This is a genomic window from Yersinia sp. FDAARGOS_228 (assembly GCF_002073315.2).
Lineage (GTDB): Bacteria > Pseudomonadota > Gammaproteobacteria > Enterobacterales > Enterobacteriaceae > Yersinia > Yersinia intermedia.
Map to the genome: position 1 here is coordinate 1760680 of NZ_CP020409.2, position 18118 is coordinate 1778797.

Consider the following 18118-nt stretch of genomic DNA (forward strand, 5'->3'; position numbering starts at 1 on the left):
TCGCGTCAGGCGCTTCTGCGAGGGAGCGCCTGCACCTCAGGACTCATCAGCCATCTTCTTAAGCCACTGAATAAACGCGTTAATCTTCGGCCATTGCCGATCGGATAATGTTGAAATGTAATAGCGTTGTTCACATCTGACTTCCATGTCGGGAAACGGCATAATCAACTCTTGGTTTTCCAACCGTTTGTTGACCAGCTTTTTACGGCCCATCGCCACCCCAACATGATTTATGGCTGCGATAATCGCCAAATCGGAGCGATCAAACCCCATGCTGCGCTGGGTGGGATCAAGATCAAAACCGATTTGCTGACTCCAACTATTCCACTCACTGCGATCGGAGTCATAGCTCCAGGCTTGCCGATCGTGCAGCAAGGTGCACTGCCGCAGATTGATCAGATTACCGTGTAACTGATGTTTTTCCGCATATTCCGGGCTGCATACGGGGACCATCGATTCATCCATCAAGTGTTGATATGACAGTTTCTCCGGCGTTTTATCATCGAAATAAATCGCTAAATCAATACCGCCGCCCTGAAAGTTAACATTCTCATTGCCGGTCAGAATATTCAGGCTAATGGCCGGATAGCGATGGGCAAAGTCCGCCAATTTTGGTACCAGCCAACATTGGGCGATGGATGGCCGAGAATAGACGGTTAATGTACCGGACAACTCCTGATTTTTTATCTCCAAAATTTCCTGATTCAGGTACTCCAGCGACGATTTGAGTACCCAAAAGACGCGTTCCCCCTCGCTGGTGAGTTCCACTTTACGATGAAAACGCTGGAACAGTTTGAACCCCAACTCCTCTTCCAAGCTATTGATCCGGTGGCTAACGGCACTGGGACTGATGGATAACTCATCAGCCGCCAGTGCAAATGAGCTGTGCCGCGCGGCAATTTCAAAGGTATAGAGTTTGGATAGTTGATAACCATTAAGCAGCTTATTACGGGTGATATAGCTTTTTTCCGGGTACATGGCGGCGGCTCAGACAATCATTTTTGACCCAATAGCATACCGTATTTATTGCTGGAGCAGATGTTTAGGGTTATCTAATGTGATGCAAACCTGAATAAATCATAAAACTTTGACCGATATTACCTATTTGGGCCAATCTAGCTCATCTGAAGCTGGATTTTCATCATTTGTCAGACCCGGCTAATTCTTATTCAATAGTGATAGAACTTATTATTAGATGAGGTTGGCTATGGACTCACAAATATGGGTAGTGGGTACGTTATTATCAAGTATCATTATTATCATTTTCACCATTGTAAAACTGAAAATACATCCTTTTCTGGCGCTATTATTAGCCAGTTTTTATGTCGGGCTATTAATGGGCATGAATCCCATTGAGATGGTTAATTCCATTGAAAGTGGGATTGGCGGGACGCTGGGCTTTTTAGCCGCAGTGATCGGGCTGGGCACCATTTTAGGCAAAATGATGGAGGTATCGGGTGCGGCAGAGCGCATCGGTATCACCTTACAACGTTGCCGCTGGCTATCACCTGATGTCACGATGGTGTTAGTTGGGTTGATCTGTGGCATTACGCTATTTGTTGAAGTGGGTGTGGTGTTATTGATTCCACTGGCTTTTTCCATCGCAAGAAAGACCAATACCTCGCTATTAAAACTGGCAATCCCGTTGTGTACGGCGCTAATGGCCGTTCACTGTGTGGTGCCACCGCATCCGGCAGCCATGTATGTCACCAATGCTTTAGGGGCTGACATTGGCACTGTGATTGTCTACGGGCTGGTGGTTGGGCTGTCAGCATCATTAATTGGTGGGCCGTTATTCTTACGGTTAGTGGGTAATCGACTGCCTTTTAAAGCAGTACCGCAAGCGTTCTCTGAAATTAAAGTGCGCAATGAAGATGAATTGCCCTCTTTGGGGGCAACTCTATTTACCGTGTTACTGCCCATTATTCTGATGTTGGCGAAAACCGCCGCAGAACTGAATATGGAAAAAGGCACTCCGTTATATTCAGTATTATCGTTTATCGGTAACCCCATTACCGCCATGTTTATTGCCGCGTTTGTGGCCTACTACATGCTGGGCATTCGTCAAAATATGGGTATGAGTGCGCTGCTGGCTAAAACCGAAGATGGTTTCTCCTCGATTGCTAATATCCTGTTGATTATCGGTGCCGGTGGGGCTTTTAACGGCATATTAAAAGCCAGTGGTTTGGCAGATACGCTGGCAGTGATTTTATCCAATCTGGATATGCACCCGATTCTACTGGCCTGGTTGGTGGCCTTGATTCTGCATGCGGCGGTTGGCTCGGCTACGGTAGCAATGATGGGGGCGACGGCGATAGTGGCACCGATATTACCGATGTATCCCAATGTCAGCCCAGAAATTATCACCTTGGCGATTGGCTCCGGTGCCATTGGTTTCACCATCGTCACTGACTCGCTATTCTGGTTGGTAAAGCAATACTGCGGTGCCACCCTTAATGAGACATTTAAATATTACACCACCGCGACTTTCATCGCCTCGGTGATCGCATTAGGTACGACCTTCCTACTTTCTTACATCATATGACCGAAAAGAGACATGCTATGAAACACACTGAAATTGATAAATTAATTACCGACTTTCCTTTGGTCAAAAAGCTTATCAATTTAGAGGAGGTCACTTGGTTTAACCCGTTATCGACCACATTGGCAGAGGGATTGCCATATGTTGGATTAACGCAGTGGGATGTGGCGGATGCCGAGGCACGGCTGCAACGCTTTGCGCCCTATCTGTGTCAGGCATTCCCTGAAACACAAAAGACCCACGGTATTATTGAATCTGATATCGTGGCGATTCCCACCATGAAAGAGACGTTGCAACAGCGATACGGCGTTGAAATTAGCGGTCGACTGCTATTAAAAAAAGATAGCCACCTGCCGATTTCTGGTTCGATTAAAGCGCGTGGCGGCATCTATGAAGTGTTAACCCATGCTGAAAAGTTGGCGCTACAGGCTGGGTTATTGGCCGAAACCGATGATTACAGCAAACTGTTCTCAGATGATTTCCGCCAATTTTTCAGCCAGTACAGCATCGCGGTGGGGTCTACCGGTAATCTGGGGATGTCGATTGGCATCATGAGTGCCAAGCTGGGGTTCAGTGTCAGTGTACATATGTCTGCCGATGCGCGTGAATGGAAAAAATGCAAACTGCGTGAACACGGCGTAAATGTAGTTGAGTATGCACAGGACTACGGCGTGGCGGTGGCACAAGGGCGCAAAGAGGCAGAATCTGATCCGAATTGCTTCTTTATCGACGATGAGAACTCGCCAACACTCTTTTTGGGCTACTCGGTGGCAGGCAGCAGGCTGAAAAAACAGTTTGCCGAGCAGCAGATTGTGGTTGATGAAAACCATCCGCTGTTCGTTTATCTGCCTTGTGGTGTGGGTGGTGGCCCTGGCGGGGTTGCTTTCGGCCTGAAGCTAGCGTTTGGTGACCATGTGCATTGCATTTTTGCCGAACCGAGTCATTCGCCGTGCATGCTATTAGGTGTCTATACTGGCCTGCATGATGGTATCTCCGTGCAGGATATTGGTATCGACAACATCACCGCCGCAGATGGTTTGGCGGTAGGGCGGGCATCAGGGTTTGTTGGCCGCGCGATGGAACATTTACTGGATGGTTTTTATACCTTAAGTGATGCTGAGATGTACGATCTGCTCGGATTGCTAAATCGCGATGAAGGTATTCAGTTGGAGCCTTCGGCACTGGCGGGAATGCCAGGTGCGGCGCGGGTAAGTCAGTGTTCTGACTATTTAAGCAATAACCACTTTAGTGCTGAGAAAATGCAGAATGCGACCCATCTGGTTTGGGCCACCGGCGGTGGGATGGTACCTGCCGAAGAGATGAAAAAATATCTCGCGGCGGCGAATATTTGACCTTGTTGGCCGCATTATGAAGTTAAACAAACGGGGCACAGTATTGCCTCGTTTGTTTTTGCTGAAAAATATACCGATAACGTGCCGTCAGTTCCGGTTTATTGCCATTTAGTCTCAGCCCCGCGAGTTGTGTGGCTGACTTTTTTTGTGTCTATATTGTTCATAGAGGAATTTAAATAACTCCTTGCGCTATAGTGGAGTAAACAAATAAAGGGATGTTGTAATGGACAATATGGCACTGGCTGCCAATCGCGTAGCCACTCAAAAGTCACCTCGCGGGATCGTGCTCGCGGGCGGCGCGCTCGGCGTGGTTTTCGGTGATATCGGTACCAGTCCTCTCTACACACTGAAAACCGTCCTGTTGCTGTCAGGAAATAACCCGACACCTGCGGTGATAATGGGTTTGTTATCACTGATTATCTGGACCCTGATTCTGGTTACCTCAGTAAAGTATGCCGTTTTCGCCATGCGTATTGATAACAATGGTGAAGGGGGCATTATGGCCTTAATGTCGCTGTTGGTACGTAAGGGGAAGGGGAACAAGTGGGTTATTTTTTCTGCCTTACTCGGTGCGGCATTAATTTACGGTGATGGTGCCATTACGCCAGCGATATCTGTGCTCTCAGCCCTTGAAGGTCTAAAAATTGTTCTTCCAGACGCTCAGCCCTATATTTTGCCTGCGACAGTAATTATTTTGGTTGCGTTATTTGCTCTTCAGCCTTTTGGTACCGCGAAAATAGGCAAAGTTTTTGGCCCAATCATGGCACTGTGGTTTTTCGCTATTGCGGGGCTGGGAATATGGGGGATAGTTCAACACCCAGCAGTGTTGCTGGCTATTAATCCATACTATGGCATCAAGTTCTTGTTCTCCAATGGCCTTGCCAGCTTTCTGGTATTAGGCGGTATTTTCCTGTGTGTCACTGGGGCGGAAGCCTTATATGCGGACATGGGGCATTTTGGTAAAAAACCTATCTGGATGGCGTGGTTCGGTTTGGTTTTTCCCAGTCTGTTACTTAATTATGCCGGTCAGTCGGCGCTGATTTTAGCCGGTGCTGATATTTCACATAATATTTTCTTCCGTTTGTGCCCGCCGGTAATGCAACTTCCTTTGGTGATTCTGGCAACACTCGCGACCATTATTGCCAGTCAGGCGATTATTACCGGCGCGTTTTCCATGACCCGCCAGGCGATTCAATTAGGGTGGCTACCTCGTTTGCGGATTAAGCAGACAGCAGCAGAGAGCTATGGGCAAATTTATATTGGCACGATCAATTGGCTATTAATGATAGTGACTATATTTCTGGCTGTATTCTTTAAATCCTCTGAAAACCTGGCCGCAGCTTACGGTATTGCAGTGTCGTTAACGATGTTGATGACGTCTGGTTTGTTATTTGTCGCTATGCGCAAGATATGGCGTTGGAATTTAGCAACCAGCATGTTAGTGGCGGGGGGATTTCTGATTATCGATACCAGCTTTTTAATCGCTAATCTCATCAAAGTGTTGGATGGCGGTTATATCCCGCTGCTGCTGGCGGCTGTGGTCTGTACTGTGATGTTGGTATGGCACCGAGGGGTTAAAGCAACCTCACTCGCTATCAGCGAGAAAGTGGTGGGAAGCGATGAATTCTTTACTAAAATTCGCGATAAAAATATCCCTCGAGTATCGGGTTCTGCGGTGTTTTTGACCCGCACTCAGAATGATATTCCCCCAGTCATGCGCTGGCATGTGGCCCGTAATCGCGCCCTACAACAGAAAGTGTTATCACTGACGATCACTATTTTGAATGTTCCACGGGCGGATGCGGCAGAACGGCTGGTGATGACCGAGCAAGCGCCAGATTATTGGCGCGGAACGGCACAATACGGTTTTATGGAGCGGCCGCATATACCAGCATTATTACAACGTATTGCCGATATGGATTGTCAGTTTGAGCTGGATGATGTGACCTATTATTTAGGCCATGAAACCATTGTGGGCCGTGAAGATGGCAGGGGATTACCGGCATGGCAACGGAGCAGCTTTGCTTTTATGGTCAGAAATTGCACTCATGTGACTGATTACTATCATTTACCCAGCGATCAAGTGGTAGAGATTAGCCGGCGGGTTGCTATCTAGCCAATTAAAGGCCGCCAGCGTAAAATTTCCCACTGGCGGCTGAGTATGTTACTGCGGTTTAACGTTTAGCCCTTACTGCCCCGTGCGGCAATAATCGTATCGGCGACATTACGTGGTGCTTCAGCATAGTGCTTGAACTCCATGGTATAGGTGGCACGGCCTTGCGACATGGAACGCAGCACGGTGGAGTAACCGAACATTTCGGATAACGGCACTTCTGCACGAATAATCTTCCCGCCGCCAATCATCTCTTCCATGCCTTGAACCAAGCCACGGCGAGAAGAAAGGTCGCCCATCACGTTACCGGCGTACTCTTCCGGTGTTTCTACTTCCACACTCATCACGGGTTCCAGAATCACCGGTGACGCCTGTTTGACCGCTTCTTTAAAACCAAAGATGGCGGCCATTTTAAACGCCAGTTCCGATGAATCCACTTCGTGATAGGAACCGAAAGTCAGTGTTACTTTCACATCCACTACCGGGTAACCGGCCAATACGCCGGTATTGGTGGCTTCGAGTACCCCTTTCTCTACCGCACCAATATATTCACGGGGGACCACACCGCCTTTAGTTGCATCAACAAACGCAAAGCCACTGCCCGCTTCCTGCGGTTCGAGGGTAAAGACTACATGGCCATATTGCCCCTTACCACCAGACTGCCGCACAAACTTGCCTTCGACGTCAGTCACGGTTTTACGCACGGTTTCGCGGTAGGTCACCTGTGGTTTACCGATATTGGCTTCCACACCGAACTCACGTTTCATCCGATCGACAATTATCTCCAGATGTAACTCGCCCATACCGGAAATAATGGTTTGGCCTGATTCTTCGTCAGTACGGATACGGAACGACGGATCCTCTGATGCCAACCGTTGTAATGCGATCCCCATTTTCTCCTGATCGACTTTGGTCTTCGGTTCAATCGCTTGCGAAATCACCGGTTCGGGGAACTCCATCCGTACTAAGGTAATCACGGCATCCGGGTCACACAACGTCTCGCCAGTGGTGACATCTTTTAAACCGACACAGGCCGCAATATCGCCGGCGCAGATTTCATCAACTTCAATGCGGTTATTGGCATGCATCTGAACAATACGGCCAATGCGCTCTTTTTTGCCGCGGATCGGGTTATAAACGCTATCACCTTTACGCAACACACCAGAGTAAACCCGCACGAATGTTAACTGGCCGACGTAGGGGTCAGTCATCAGTTTAAATGCCAGTGCCGAGAATTTTTCATTATCATCGGCGCGGCGACTGACTTCATTGCCATCTTCATCGGTGCCACTGACCGGCGGGATATCAACCGGTGACGGCATCAATTCAACCACTGCATCCAGCATCCGTTGCACACCTTTGTTTTTAAAGGCACTGCCGCACATCATGGGCTGTATTTCGCCGGCAATGGTGCGGATACGCAGACCCAGGGTGACCTCTTCCAGCGTCAGGTCACCGGTCTCCAGATACTCGGTCATGAGTGCCTCGGAGGCTTCAGCCGCTTCAGCGACCATCTTCTCGCGCCACTCATTGGCGGTTGCCAGCAAGTTTTCCGGGATCGGGGCGTAACTGAATGTCATACCCTGAGACGCTTCATCCCAGATAATGGCTCGCATCAAACGGAGATCCACCACACCGATAAAGTGTTCTTCACTGCCGATCGGAATCACAATCGGCACTGGATTGGCCTTCAGGCGGTCAATCATCATCTGCCTGACGCGGAAGAAATCAGCACCTGGGCGGTCCATCTTATTGACGAAAGCCAATCGTGGCACACGGTACTTGTTAGCCTGACGCCAAACCGTTTCTGATTGTGGCTGTACGCCACCGACCGCGTCATACACCATGACTGCACCGTCGAGTACCCGCATGGAGCGTTCCACCTCAATGGTGAAATCCACGTGCCCAGGGGTGTCGATAATATTAATACGGTGTTCCGGTAAGGTACGGTCCATACCTTTCCAGAAGCAGGTCACGGCAGCCGATGTAATGGTAATGCCACGTTCCTGCTCCTGAGCCATCCAGTCAGTTGTCGCGCCACCATCATGCACTTCACCCAGCTTATGACTGACGCCGGTGTAGAACAGAATACGCTCAGTGGTGGTTGTTTTACCGGCGTCGATGTGGGCGGAGATACCGATGTTGCGATAGCGCTCGATAGGAGTTTTACGTGCCATATTAAGTCCTTAAAAGATAATGGCAATTTCGGGGCGGGCGGTTTGCTGCTCTGCCGGGAAGTTGTTAAGTTATGATCTTGGTTGATCAATCAGTCGAAAGCAGTATAGTCCAATTGTACGAATATACACGTACAATTTAATCATTTGTTCTTAAAATATGCAATACTGACGGCGTACAACGGCTGGGTAGCTTTCAGCATTGCATGAGAATTAATTGTAGGGTCGAGATGGCGTATAGGCTATATTGCCGCGCTAAGGTGCGTAGCAGTGGCTAAATCAGGCGCTGGCCTGTCACTTATCTATAGGAATACTATGATTGCAAATCACCCTGAGCGTGAGCAGATCCGGCTGGAAAATGTGCTGACGGCTTTAGGTAATCCGCTGCGGTTAGCGGTAGTACGTAGGTTGGCGGCTGGTGGGGAGCATGCATGTGGTACGTTAGTGCAAGGGTTGTCTAAATCCACCCTGACCCATCATTGGCGCGTATTGCGGGAAAGCGGTGTTATCTGGCAGCGGCCTTGCGGGCGCGAGAGTTTGCTATCACTGCGACGCGATGATATCGATGCCCGTTTCCCCGGTTTATTGGATGTGTTGTTGAGCGCGGTGGAGAATGATGCAACCACCGATGAATCAACGGCGAAACATCTGCCGGAGTGAGTTGAGGGCGACAGTGGCTATTTGCCGCCCCAGTCAAAAGGTTAAATCTCTTGGGCGTGCACCAAAACAAAATCTTCTGCTTCTTTCGACCACAAACCGTCAGTTTTGCGCAAAATAGCCTGGAGTTCCTGTAATAACGGCAGCTCTTGTGATTGGCTCATCAACTCACTCAATGACGTCAGCGGGATATTTTTACCGGTATAGACCAATTTCTTACCGCCAATAATCTGCGGTAGATTTAAGGTGGTCTCTGCCGCGTCATTTAAACCCAGAATATGGGAGACCACTTTGCCGGCATTCACCTTCTTCGCTTCAATTAATTTTACTGCTTCGCGCATATCATCGGTATTACCGCCAGAGGTACCGACATAATGGGTAAATGAATAATGGATATCGTAGAAATTAACCGATGCCATAAAATTCTTATCCTGCGGGCCGGCAAAGAAATTAAAGCAGCCGTCCGGTGCCAATAAGCTTGAAGCCAGGGTGACTAATTCTGCAGAAGGTACGAAGACAAATATATCGTTATAGCCTTTGCCGCCAGTTAGTGCCATTAAACGCTCAAACTGATCCTCTGTTTGTTTGGTATTGAGATAATGTACTGCTGTTGATGATTCGCTCGGATACAGGCGGGCGGCATAATCCAGTTTTTGCTGGTGACGGTCAGTTATCACCAGTAATTGTGGATTGACTGGCCCGTGCAGTGCGTAATCAATGGCCAATAATCCCATCGGGCCGGTACCGCCGAGAATTAACACATTCCCACCGGCTTTTATGCCCATTTTATGCTGGTAAGTGCCGGGAATAAGATGGTAATTGGCGTTAAATGCGCCGATAACACAAGAAAGCGGTTCTACCAAGGAACCTTCGAAGTAGCTTTCACCTTGATAAGGTAGCAGGCAGTCTTGTTCCATCACCTCATTAGGGATAACCACATGGGTGGCTTCGCCGCCGACGTAAGGGAATGAATAGCCTGGGCAGTCAGGGCGATCGGGTAATTGCAAGTTGGCTTGAATCACATAACGGCTGCCGGATTTAAATTTATGCTGCCATTTTTTACCTACTTGTAAAATATCGCCGCAAAATTCATGGCCGATAATAATCGGATTTTCTGCCACATTATCCGGCACCTTTTTATGCTCAGCTCCCAGATTGGCTTCTTTCCACGAAGAAAGACAAATACTGTCGGTCACTACCGTTGCCAGAATTTCATCATCATTTATTTCCGGTAAGGTGAAGCTTTCCAGTCGTAGGTCATTCTTACCATATAAACGCAATGCTTTGGTTTTCATTTGGAACCACCTCAATCATTTTTAAAGATAAAAAAACAGCAAATCGAATAAAAAAATCTCCTTGGCATGAATCAGGAAAGAATGCCAAGCCATGAGCCTAAAATTCCAAGGCCAAACAAGGAGAAGATAAGCCAGATAGGGTTAATTTTACGTTTGAGTAAACGCATCATTAACAGGGTTAGTGCCAGTGCTAACAGGCCGGGACAGAGCTGATCCAGAATGTTTTGCACCGTCATGGTTACCGTGCTGCCGTCCTGTGCCGGTGTTTTCGAAATGACCAGTGGCACATTGATGCTGGTCCATTTAGTGACCAAAACTCCCATGATAAACAGGCCCAGAATGGACGCGCCTTCCGTCAGCTTTTGTAGCAGATTGCCGCCAAGGTCTTTGACGATATTGACCCCTTTGGAAAAGCCGTATTGCAGGCCGAACCATTTCAATGCCAGACGAACAGAGTTGAAGGATAAGAAGAACAAGATCGGGCCTAGCACGTTGCCATTTAGCGCCAGCGAAGCCCCCAAGGCTGCGGTGATTGGGCGTAACGTCCCCCAGATTAATGGGTCACCGACCCCGGCTAATGGCCCCATTAGCCCGACTTTCAGACTATTAATTGCCCCTTCATCAATGTCGGCCCCATTGGCTCGCGCTTCTTCCATCGCCGCCGTCACCCCAATGACCGGGCCACAGACTGCGGGAGTAGTGTTGAAGAACACCAAATGACGTTTTAAAGCAGCAATCTGATCTGCTTTCAGTGGGTACAAACGCTTGATTGCGGGCACCATGTCATAGCAAAAACCTAAGCCGTGGATACGTTCATAGTTAAAAGAGGCTTGTTGTAAGTTACTGCGTAAGAACATTTTAAACAGATCAGAGCGAGTTAATTGTTTGTGAGGTGTGCTCATTTCAGCGTCTCCTAATCTTCTAATTCATCAAGTTTGGCGTGGCTGGCTGACGTCGCAGGGGCCGCCGGTTTCTGATACAAAGGATTTAACTGGATATATAGCAAGGCAATAATCAGGCCGATGCCACCAAAGGCGAGCAGGCTGAAACCAAGGTAGCCACCGACAATAAAACCGAGGAAGAAGAAGGGCATAAGGTATTTCACGCCCATCATGTTGAGCACCATGGCGTAACCGACCACCACAATAAATCCGCCTGAGATTTGTAACCCATGGGTGACCACGGTTGGGATCGCGCTGAGCATGTGACTGACGGTATCGGCACTGACAAAGATGGATACGATCAAAACCGGTATCGCTACACGCAGAGCCTGAACCAGTAAGGCTGAGACGTGCATTAAGTCGATCATGGCAAAGTTGGCTTTTTCTGCGGCCCTATCTGCTGCGTGCTGGAAAACCACGGTAATGGTACGGGCGAAGACTGTCAGCACCTGACCGGCTGCCGCCACGGGTAGGGCGATAGCAATCCCGGTGGCAATGTTTTGATGGCCGACAATGACCAGAATGGTTGAAATGATACTGGCGAGGGCGGAATCGGGAGATTGCGCCGCACCGACGTTCATCCACCCAAGGGCGATCAATTCCAAGGTACCGCCGAGAATAACGCCGGTGGTCATATCACCGAGAATCAGGCCAGTAATGGTACAGGCGATTAATGGCCGATGAGTTTGAAATTCATCCAGCACACTGCCCATACCGGCGATGCATGAGAAAATAAAGATTAAGATTATCTGTACTAAACTTATTTCCATGGTGGACCCCTTTCGGCAATATATTCCTATTAACCTTGGCTACTATCGCCTTGGATTATCATTAAATAGTTTCATTGCCCAGGTTGAGTAAGCGGATTTAAATGTTTAATAAAACCTGCGTTATTATTTGTCGGTTGTGCTAAATATTGTTATTTAGACTCCAGTTCACGTATCTTTTTAATCACATCTACCTGCGGGTCAGAAGTGACTACCCGTAAATCCAAATGTACGCCACGTTCAGCTAAGGCATAAAAGGCTTTAATATCCTCCTGATCAACCGATACTGCTTTAGTTAATTGCCTTTTACCTTGTTTAAATGCCATGCCACCAATATTAATAACTTCAATTTTTACGTCTTGATCCACCAGTCGTAAAACATCGGTCGGATTGGTAAATAAATAAAAAACCGTATCGTTACTGTAATTAGGATTGTGGTAAACCGCGACGGCCTTTTCGATGTTAACCACGTTTACTTTTATTCCCGGCGGTGCTGCCTGTTTTAATAACGTTTTACGAATATCATCGTTATAGACTTCGTCGCTACAGATAATAATCCGCCCGGCTTTGGCCTCTTTCGCCCATACCGTGGTGACCTGACCGTGAATCAGTCGGTCGTCAATTCTTGCCAGATTGATTTTCATATAAAGTCGGCCTCTTCTTCTTCTTCGACATTCTGTAAGTGGTGGAATGACTGCACACATTGCGCGCCAATATCCAGTAAGTAATCAGCCAGTTCTCTTGCTGCCATCGAGTGCTGGTTATCAGCAATCTCCAGCGCCAACGGTAGTGATAACCCACTGATAACTTGAATGTTGTGATTGTTGAATGCCAACCGGGTGGCCGCGTTGTACGGGCTGCCACCCTGCAAATCAACCGCAATTAGCCAAGAGTAACCGTCACTATGTGCTATCACATCTTGCATTTTTGTCACTAAATCTTCGGCATTTTCACCACGGTTAAATAACAGCGGGGTAATATTTTGTGTTGCGCCATACACCATATTGACGGAATTAAGCATTGAAACCGCTAAATCACCGTGAGCACAAAAAATGACACTAACCATAATAGTCACCTCTTATCACGCTATGTTTAAATGTAAACCAATCACCCATCGGATATTCCTGCCGTTCTGAATTTTGCTAATACTTAACCACACACCCTAAAGTGCGATTAATTGATTTTTTTGTATAAAGAGGAAAAGTTAATCATGACTGACAGTAAACCTTCCCTCATTGTATTTCTTTAGCTGAATTTTATGCCGTCAGTCTGAGTATCTCCTCAGCGGTTTCTTTGGTAGTCACCAAACTATTAATATATTTCCCTTTAATTGCTCCGATGATCCCGCTGATTTTTTCATGAGAATGTGCAATACCGATGGAGTAACGGGCTTTTTTAATTTTCTCTAAGTCGATGGTAATTGTCTTATCGCTAATATAGGTTTCCACCGGATTGCCCTGTAAATCGTAAAAGCGCGAACAAATATCACCAGCAACTTGTCGGTCATTAAAGTGATCAATAACATCACTGCCATAAAAAGCACGCCAGGTGGAATTACCCGAGATATTGGGTGAACCAATACCGAATATAGCGATATCCAGCCGCTGCCAGTAGTCAGCGATAGCCTGATAATGCTGAGATTGCACAATGCCATCACGAATAACACTTTTTTCCAAAATTGCCGGGAAATCGATCAACAATGACTCGCCTTTTAATTTCATTGCGGCGCTATAAACCAGTGTATTCACATGATAACGGCTTTCCAGTTTACCTGAGGGGCCACCCACCATCGGGATACAGGTTAACTGACGCGATACCGGTGATGTATCCATTTGCTCAACCAAGGTGGCAATCGCACTGCCCCAAGAGAAGCCGAGGATATCGCCATTCTCAATAATTCGGTTCAGCAAGGCGGCACACTGTTTTGCCATTAATATCAACTGATGTTCTGGCGATTGATCGTGCTCTGAAGAGACGACAATCGCCTCACGTAATTTAAAGCGCGATTTCAACTGCTGTTCCAGTAACAAATTCTCGTTATAGTTATAATTGATTGAAATCGTAACAATGCCCTGCTCGCGTACTTTTTTTAGCATTCGGCTGATACTGGTGCGATAAATACCGAGCGCGCGTGCTATCTCCGCTTGTGTGAAGTTTTGCTCGTAATACATTTGTGCAATTTTCACCATCAGGCGCAGATCGTCGCTCTTTTCCATTCTCAACCTCTTGCACATTTGTGCAAATATCATTAAGTTATCTATGGCTTGATATAATCACTTTCCATTTTTGAAGTCAAAAGCACAAAATAACGAATACCTCTCAATATCTTCCATAAAAAATCAATTCAAACGTTATTATCCACTTTAGTTATCGCACAAATGTGCACTCATGCTTAATGAATTGATTTATATTAAATAAATTGAAATAGGGTTTTTGTGTGCATCAACGATCTTGACGACAAAATTTGGCTTGTGATCACATTTTTATTTTGCGTGATGTGGTGGGTTTTGCACATATGTGCAAAATAGCGCGGTTATAGCACCAACCCCGGCAATACTTAACCGGGGTTAGTCAGGGAAAGGGACTAATTCAGTAACGGTTTGTAGTGATGGGGCTGGCGCATGGTGACCAGATCTTTACGGCGCACCACATTGGTTGGGTAGGGGCTGCCGGCGAGAGACGCGGTATTAATGGTTTGTGTTACAGCTTGCGTTTCTTGCCAAAGTAGCCGCTCAAGGCGTGGGAAAGTGAAGGTTTCCGGCCCGAATATTCCGCTATATCCTCCTCGCTCATTGAGATCATCGACAGCATTAGCAAAGGCCAGATAAAGGTTATTTTCCCCCGCGCGGGTTCTGAATAAGTGCCAGTGTAGCGGGTCGGCTCCCATTGGGATCGGATAATTTTGCACCACGGCACTGCCCGCATGCGCAGCAGTGAACCCCGCAGGAAGTGCGGCGGAACAGGCGATAATGTCGCATCCCATCAGGGCCAAAATACGTGCGGATTCGGGTAACAGTGCGTCATGGCCCAGCAGCAATCCAACTCTACCGAGCGCAGTATCAAATACGCGCCAGTGCTCCCCAGCGCTAGCCCAAGCTTGATGTGCCCGAGACAAATGTATTTGCCGATAGGTGCCAATGACCCCCTCCGGCCCCAACAGAATCTGGGTGTTGTAACACTTATCCTGTTGTTTTTCGGCCATTCCTACTACCAGATATACCCGTAACTTTATGGCCAGACGAGCCAACGCCTGCACTGCGGGACTTTCTGGTGTTTGGGCCTGAGCCGCACCTGCGAGATAACCGGTCAGGGCTGACTCCGGGAACACGATAAGTTCACTGCCTTGCTGTAACACTGCCTCTTCTGTCAGGGCGGTAATTGCTGCCAAATTGTCTTCCACCCGTTCTGTTGGGGAGAACTGCGCTACCGTGATACGGCTCTGTTTACCGGGCGGCAACGGCCGTTGCCCGTAAAGCCCAAAGAAATCCTGAGGGTTCCATAAAAAACTGTCACTTAATAGCGCGTGATAATAGTCAGGGCGGCGTTGCTCAAACACCAATTCGCCTAACACTTGGCGCTGACGGCTACGCTTGATGTCAATTTCGGCATAAGCAACTCCATCGCCGCCATCCACCACCGCCGCAATGTTGCCATCAGGTTCAATGATGCAACTGCCACCGCTAAATTGCACGCCGCGCTCTAATCCCCAGCGGTTGCTTTCCAACAGATAGCAGCCATTTTCCATTGCCCGACTGATCCAGTAAGGGGCCGGAGTGCGCTCTGCCAGCCAGTTGCTGATATGGCAAATGACATCAACACCATCCAGTGCCAGTAGACGGGCAGTTTCGGGAAAATGAATATCCATACAGACCAGCATGCCAATACGCCCCAGCGGTGTATCAAACACTTGATGCCCGACATCACCCGCAGCCGCCCATTTAGGTTCTGAAATATAGGGGTGGCTTTTGCGATGGCAGCCAATCACCCCTTGCGGCCCGATGAGTACCGCACTGTTGTAATACAGCGCTGTTTGCGGATCCACTTCTGGCATCCCTAAGACGATATAGCATTGATAACGCTGTGCCAGTTGCGCGAAGCGGGCGGTGCTTTCACCGGGGACAGTTTCGACCATCGGCGCAATCTCCTGTCGATCAAACCAACAGTAACCGGTGGTCGCCATTTCTGGCGTGGTAATCAGACGTGCACCTTTCTGTGCTGCCTGTTCTACCAATGCCAGTAACTGACGCAAATTCGCTTCTTTGGCAAACATTAAGGGTTCAAATTGAATTGCGGCTGCAAGAAAAGGCGTTATCGACATGATTATCCTCATAAATAATAAGTTTTAGGTTTGGCACATAGCGGCAATTAAACTCAATTCTTCCGGCTATGGACTGCACTGGGAGTGGTCCAAGAGAAAATATCGTTGGCTTGAATCAATGCGCACGAGATCTCTTCGACGGTAATGCGCTTATCCATGGCCTGATGGCGCAGGATCTCGTAAGCCTGCTCTTCACCAATGCTGTGCATCCGCATCAGGATGGCTTTGGCCTCACTGACCTGGCGAACCCCCAACACTTTTTTCTCCAGCCGTTCTATTCGATCACTCATCTGCCGCTGCTGCTGGGCATGGTGTAAAGCAAACACCATGGCCGACAATAAGCCTGAGGCACGAATGGGAGTGGTTATCGTGGTGCCCGCGCCCATATTGAGTGCTTGATCAATAAACGTCGGATTTTCATAGGTAATAACTGCTATCAGGGCATGTTTGTTAGGGTTGAGCCATGACACATCCGGTTCCGGGTTATCTGACTGTAATGCATAAAAAATCAGATCCGTATCGGCGGGGAGTTGCTCAGGGATAGGCCAGAAAGCCTGAACCTTAAACCCCATTCGGCGTAAATGATTAGTGAGGGTTGCGCCGTCTTCATCATCGGGATGTAACACCACACAACGGATCCCACGGCTGAGTAATAGGGCGGTCGCACTGATTCTGCTATCGCTAGGTCGCATGTGGATACCCCACGGTCGTTAACTTCGTGACCCAATCGCCCTGAATCTGATTAGTCATATAGGGATCGGGTTCGACGATACGGCGAGATTCCTGCACGATGGTAAATTGCCCATGCTCATTCGCCATACCAATGCGTGGATACAGTCCAGTATGTTGATTCAGCGGGTCAATACGAATGCGGCCTTGAGGGGCATCAAATTGGCTCCCACGCAGTGCAGCAGAAAGTGGGAAAATATGGTCGCTGCCGCATTCTGCCATGGCTTTGGCAAACAGATGCACCTGGCTGTAAGTGGCTTCCCAATTCATGTCGGTGGTGAGTTCCGGCCCGAATTGTTGATGGAATTGTTTAAGTGCTGATTGATTTGCTTTGGTACTAATGCTTTGGAAATAGGGGGCTGAACTGAAATGGCCCTGTGCCACTTGCGCCCCCATAATGGAAATCTCGGTTTCTGATGTATTCAGACTGCCAATTGGCATGCGGTCAGGATCCAGCCCCGCAGCCTGATAAGCCTGATACAAGAAGGGGACTGTTTGACCAACCACGGTACTGAAGATGAAGTCGGGCTGCTTTTTGGTGATCTCCTCGATGATGGGCAAAAACGCCTCATAAGGTGCATTCAGATCTAAATAGCGCTCGCCAATGACCGCGCCATCGTGGCGTTGCAGAATTAACTCCTGCATGTTGCGATTACATTCGTAAGGGTAAATATAGCGGGAACCAATCAAATAAACCCGCGCACCGAACTGCCCGGTGAGATAGTCTGCCAGTTGTACACAGTTTTGATTAGGTGCTGCGCCGCCGTAGAAAATATTCTCCGAAAACTCAAAGCCTTCATACAGTTGCGAGTAAAACAGCAGCCGACGGTACTTTTCGACGACGGGTGACATGGCTTTGCGACTACTGGAGGTGTAGCCGCCAAAAATCACATTGACCTCATGTTCAACGATCAATTGTTCGGCCAAGGCACGGAACTGCGTATCGTCAGATTGTGGGTCAAAATGAATCGCATTCAGTGGCCTGCCGTTGATGCCGCCATTTTGGTTAATTTCGGCAATAGCCTGTGTTGCTCCCCGCCATTGCGACAACTCTTGTGCCGCCGTCACACCGCTGAAGGAGTACAGTAAGCCAATGTTGACCGGTGTATCTGAACCCATATGCACCTGCTTATACTGTTGAAAATGGCGATATACCCGTTACCCATGCAAGATGCAGGGAGGCTGGCTGCCTGCACCTCGATGTTACTTGGGTATAAACGCTTTTTAGGG

General features: G+C 48.2%; 15 protein-coding genes. 4 read left to right on the forward strand and 11 right to left on the reverse strand.

Features of this window, described 5'->3' with window-relative positions; translation table 11 throughout:
* Positions 1–36 precede the first annotated feature (36 nt).
* Positions 37–978: a DNA-binding transcriptional regulator DsdC gene (dsdC, locus tag A6J67_RS08010; protein ID WP_050089255.1), complete on the reverse strand. Its 942-nt coding sequence runs from the start codon at positions 976–978 to the stop codon at positions 37–39.
* 229 nt (positions 979–1207) lie between these two features.
* On the opposite strand from dsdC, the gene dsdX reads away from it, so the two are divergent.
* The 3 genes from dsdX to A6J67_RS08025 all read left to right on the forward strand — a co-directional run bounded on the left by dsdX (position 1208) and on the right by A6J67_RS08025 (position 6010).
* On the forward strand, positions 1208–2545 hold the full coding sequence (dsdX, locus tag A6J67_RS08015; RefSeq protein ID WP_042568502.1) for a D-serine transporter DsdX: 1338 nt from the start codon (positions 1208–1210) through the stop codon (positions 2543–2545).
* A gap of 17 nt (positions 2546–2562) precedes the next feature.
* Complete coding sequence (locus A6J67_RS08020) at positions 2563–3894, forward strand: D-serine ammonia-lyase (protein WP_005181859.1); 1332 nt, start codon at positions 2563–2565, stop codon at positions 3892–3894.
* Between the two features lie 232 nt (positions 3895–4126).
* On the forward strand, positions 4127–6010 hold the full coding sequence (locus A6J67_RS08025) for a potassium transporter Kup (protein ID WP_050089293.1): 1884 nt from the start codon (positions 4127–4129) through the stop codon (positions 6008–6010).
* 65 nt (positions 6011–6075) lie between these two features.
* Here A6J67_RS08025 and fusA read toward each other — a convergent pair whose 3' ends face one another.
* Entirely contained in the window at positions 6076–8184 is a 2109-nt protein-coding gene (gene fusA, locus A6J67_RS08030; RefSeq protein WP_005181867.1) for an elongation factor G, read from the reverse strand.
* Positions 8185–8496: 312 nt separating this feature from the next.
* On the opposite strand from fusA, the gene A6J67_RS08035 reads away from it, so the two are divergent.
* Positions 8497–8841 carry an ArsR/SmtB family transcription factor gene (locus tag A6J67_RS08035; protein ID WP_005181869.1) on the forward strand — a complete coding sequence of 115 codons (345 nt, stop codon included), beginning with the start codon at positions 8497–8499 and terminating at the stop codon, positions 8839–8841.
* A gap of 41 nt (positions 8842–8882) precedes the next feature.
* On the opposite strand, the gene A6J67_RS08040 is transcribed toward A6J67_RS08035, so the two are convergent.
* From A6J67_RS08040 to A6J67_RS08080, 9 genes are all read right to left on the reverse strand, one after another.
* Positions 8883–10133, reverse strand: coding sequence for a zinc-binding dehydrogenase (locus A6J67_RS08040; protein ID WP_080608136.1), 1251 nt, complete (start codon positions 10131–10133; stop codon positions 8883–8885).
* Between the two features lie 71 nt (positions 10134–10204).
* Positions 10205–11035, reverse strand: coding sequence for a PTS system mannose/fructose/sorbose family transporter subunit IID (locus A6J67_RS08045; protein ID WP_080608137.1), 831 nt, complete (start codon positions 11033–11035; stop codon positions 10205–10207).
* 11 nt (positions 11036–11046) lie between these two features.
* On the reverse strand, positions 11047–11844 hold the full coding sequence (locus A6J67_RS08050) for a PTS mannose/fructose/sorbose transporter subunit IIC (RefSeq protein WP_050072572.1): 798 nt from the start codon (positions 11842–11844) through the stop codon (positions 11047–11049).
* A gap of 149 nt (positions 11845–11993) precedes the next feature.
* Complete coding sequence (locus A6J67_RS08055) at positions 11994–12485, reverse strand: mannose/fructose/sorbose PTS transporter subunit IIB (RefSeq protein ID WP_050296853.1); 492 nt, start codon at positions 12483–12485, stop codon at positions 11994–11996.
* Entirely contained in the window at positions 12482–12907 is a 426-nt protein-coding gene (locus tag A6J67_RS08060; protein WP_050296854.1) for a PTS sugar transporter subunit IIA, read from the reverse strand. The genes A6J67_RS08055 and A6J67_RS08060 overlap by 4 nt, the downstream gene beginning before the upstream one ends.
* Before the next feature lie 190 nt (positions 12908–13097).
* Positions 13098–14057, reverse strand: a complete 960-nt coding sequence (locus tag A6J67_RS08065) for a sugar-binding transcriptional regulator (RefSeq protein ID WP_005181885.1) — start codon at positions 14055–14057, stop codon at positions 13098–13100.
* Between the two features lie 368 nt (positions 14058–14425).
* Positions 14426–16159, reverse strand: coding sequence for a nitrilase-related carbon-nitrogen hydrolase (locus A6J67_RS08070; RefSeq protein ID WP_050296855.1), 1734 nt, complete (start codon positions 16157–16159; stop codon positions 14426–14428).
* A 53-nt stretch (positions 16160–16212) separates the two neighbouring features.
* The gene (locus A6J67_RS08075) at positions 16213–16851 is read right to left on the reverse strand and encodes an ANTAR domain-containing response regulator (protein ID WP_042568495.1); all 639 of its coding nucleotides are present in this window, start codon (positions 16849–16851) and stop codon (positions 16213–16215) included.
* Positions 16841–18007, reverse strand: a complete 1167-nt coding sequence (locus tag A6J67_RS08080; RefSeq protein ID WP_050296856.1) for a transporter substrate-binding domain-containing protein — start codon at positions 18005–18007, stop codon at positions 16841–16843. The genes A6J67_RS08075 and A6J67_RS08080 overlap by 11 nt, the downstream gene beginning before the upstream one ends.
* Positions 18008–18118 lie beyond the last annotated feature (111 nt).